The sequence below is a fragment of the Saccharomonospora halophila 8 genome, assembly GCF_000383775.1.
Taxonomy (GTDB): domain Bacteria; phylum Actinomycetota; class Actinomycetes; order Mycobacteriales; family Pseudonocardiaceae; genus Saccharomonospora; species Saccharomonospora halophila.
In genome coordinates this window covers 44,332-46,777 of record NZ_KB912547.1, presented here as the reverse complement: position 1 = coordinate 46,777, position 2,446 = coordinate 44,332, and the positions used below count along the sequence as shown (strand labels likewise).

Annotated in this window: 4 protein-coding genes; all 4 read left to right on the top strand. The window is 73.1% G+C overall.

The genetic code is table 11. The annotated features are described in order from the left end of the window. Window positions 1-77: 77 nt before the first annotated feature. Entirely contained in the window at window positions 78-482 is a 405-nt protein-coding gene (gene folB / locus SACHA_RS21615) for a dihydroneopterin aldolase (protein WP_051110186.1), read from the top strand. Continuing rightward, window positions 479-970, top strand: a complete 492-nt coding sequence (gene folK, locus SACHA_RS0111245; protein ID WP_019809760.1) for a 2-amino-4-hydroxy-6-hydroxymethyldihydropteridine diphosphokinase — start codon at window positions 479-481, stop codon at window positions 968-970. Before folB ends, folK begins: the two co-directional genes overlap by 4 nt. Before the next feature lie 294 nt (window positions 971-1,264). Beyond that, a complete protein-coding gene (locus SACHA_RS0111240; protein ID WP_019809759.1) occupies window positions 1,265-1,726 on the top strand; it encodes a DUF3180 domain-containing protein in 462 nt (153 codons plus the stop codon). A 68-nt stretch (window positions 1,727-1,794) separates the two neighbouring features. Continuing rightward, window positions 1,795-2,446: DUF6779 domain-containing protein (locus SACHA_RS25330; protein WP_332253614.1), on the top strand; the 652-nt coding region annotated here is incomplete at its 3' end.

The window sequence follows — 2,446 nt, the reverse complement described above, 5'->3', positions numbered from 1 at the left end:
CTGACCCCGGGCCCGGTCCCCCCGCCGGCTCCGGCACGGCCCCCGGCCGCGGGCTCCCGTCGGCGGACGGTGACCGGATCACTCTCACCGGCCTGCGGGTGTTCGGCAGGCACGGGGTGTTCGAGCACGAGCGCCGCGACGGGCAGGAGTTCGTCCTCGACCTGACGGTGTGGCTCGATCTCGCCCCGGCCGCCGCCACGGACGACCTGTCCGACACGCTCGACTACGGCGCGCTCGCCGCCTCCGCGGCCGACATCGTCGCGGGACCGCCGCACGACCTGATCGAGAGCGTGGCCGGACGGGTGGCCGACGAGATCCTCACCGACGTGCGGATCCGGCGCGTCGAGGTCACCCTGCACAAGCCGTCGGCACCGATCCCGGGGACGTTCGCCGACGTCGCCGTGACGCTTGCCCGCGGCAGGGGGCACGGCGCCGCGGACCCCGGCCGACCGGGCGACGACGGACCGGGGCGGACACCGTGAGCAGGGCCGTCCTCTCCCTCGGCTCGAACCTCGGCGACCGGCTGTCCTTTCTGCGGCTGGCCGTCGACGGCCTCCGGGACGTCCTGGTGGCCGTCTCCGGCGTCTACGAGACGAAACCGTGGGGCGTGACCGACCAGCCGGACTTCCTCAACGCGGTGTGCGTGGTCGACGACCCGTCCCGGGACCACCGGGACTGGCTGAGCACCGCCCAGGAGCTGGAGCGGCGTGCCGAGCGGGTGCGCGCGACGCGGTGGGGCCCGCGCACCCTCGACGTCGACGTCGTGACCGTGGACGACGTCCGCAGTGACGACCCCGACCTGCTGCTGCCGCACCCGGGCACGGCCGACCGGGCGACGGTGCTCATTCCCTGGCTGGAGCTCGACCCGGAGGCCGAGGTACCCGGCCGGGGCCGGGCCGCCGACCTGCTGGCCGCCCTCCCCCGGTCCGACCACGACGACGTCCACCATCGCCCGGACCTGACCCTCTGATGCGTTGATGCGTCGATGCGCTGGTACCTCGATATTCCCCACGTTCGACGTCGATCCGGACGCGCCAGTGATCACTGTCGACATGGTGGAACGTGCGCTCGACGAGTGAACGGGTGGCACGCTCGCGACGTTCGACCGTAGGGTGTCCGACGCGGTCGGTTCGGCCGGATCGACCCACGTGGAGCTGATCCCGGCGGACCCGACGGCGTAGTGTGCACGACCTGGCGCGGTCGGCCCGGTCGCGGGGAGGTCACCGTCGGAGGCGCCTCGTAAGCCGTGGGTACGGTGGGAACCATGCAGTTCACGCGGGCACGGGATCTCGTCGTCGCCGCGGTGCTCGGTTTCGGACTGACGTTCCCGTTGTTCCGCGCCGCGTATCAGTCCCTGCCCGCCCTGCCCACCCTGGCCGGGACGACCCTGCTCGTGCTGGCGGTGGGGGAGTTCGTGCTGGCGTTCGTCGTGCGCGCCCGGATCCGCGAGCACCGGGTCGTCACCGGGCTGGGCATCGCCCGGACGGTCGCGCTGGCCAAGGCATCCTCGCTGCTCGGAGCGCTGATGGGCGGCGCATGGGTGGGTGCGTTGGCCTACCTGGGCCCCCGTTCCGGACGGATCACGGCCGCCGCGGACGACCTGCCCGCCACGATCGTCGGGGTCGTCAGCGCCGCCGCGCTGATCGGCGCGGCGTTGTGGTTGGAGTACAGCTGCCGCACACCGGACGAGGGTGATCGGGGCCGCGGTCAACCGCCGACCGGTTAGCGCACGCAACCCACCGCTCGAAGTACCGAGAAGGTCTCGATGAGATCACCGGAAGGTACGGTGTCGGCATGACTGGCGTGGGTGACGACGCACACGACCGATCGTCCGGTCGGCCGTGGCTGACCGTCGGCTTTCTCCTCGCCATCGGCGCCACCCTCGCGCTGGTGCTCACCGACGACCTCCGTTGGGTCCGGCTCGCGGTCGTGGCCGCGCTGTGGGCGGCGCTGATCGGGACGCTGGTGGCCGTGAAGAACCGCAGGGCCGCGGCGGCGAGCGAGAAGTCGGCGGAGAAGGCTCAGCGGATCTACGAGCTGGAGCTCGAGAAGGAGGTCGCGGCCCGCCGTGAGTTCGAGCGGGAGGTCGAGGCCGAGGCACGGCAGCGGGAGGCCGAGGCGCGGCAGCGTGCCGAGGCGGCCTCGCAGGCGGAGCTGGAGGCGTTGCGGACCGAGCTGAGCACCCTCCGGGAGAGCCTCCAGACGCTGCTCGGGGGCGAGGTCCTCTGGGAGCGGGTCGCGCTGACGGCCCAGTCGACACGGATGCGGTCATTCGGTGAGGAACCGGTGCTGGTGGCCGCGGGCGAGGCGGGTGAGTCCCGGCCCGCCGCGATCACGATCGGCCCGGACGCGGAGGTCGCCGACCGCCCCACCGAACTGATCAGCCGGGTCGGTGGTCCCGACGCGGGGTGGGCGTCCACCGCGGGCGCGGACAACGGCGGTTCCG

Excerpts from the sequence above, each read along its gene's own strand:
- SACHA_RS0111240 (WP_019809759.1), top strand. The coding sequence starts at position 1,265 with ATGCAGTTCACGCGGGCACGGGATCTCGTCGTCGCCGCGGTGCTCGGT.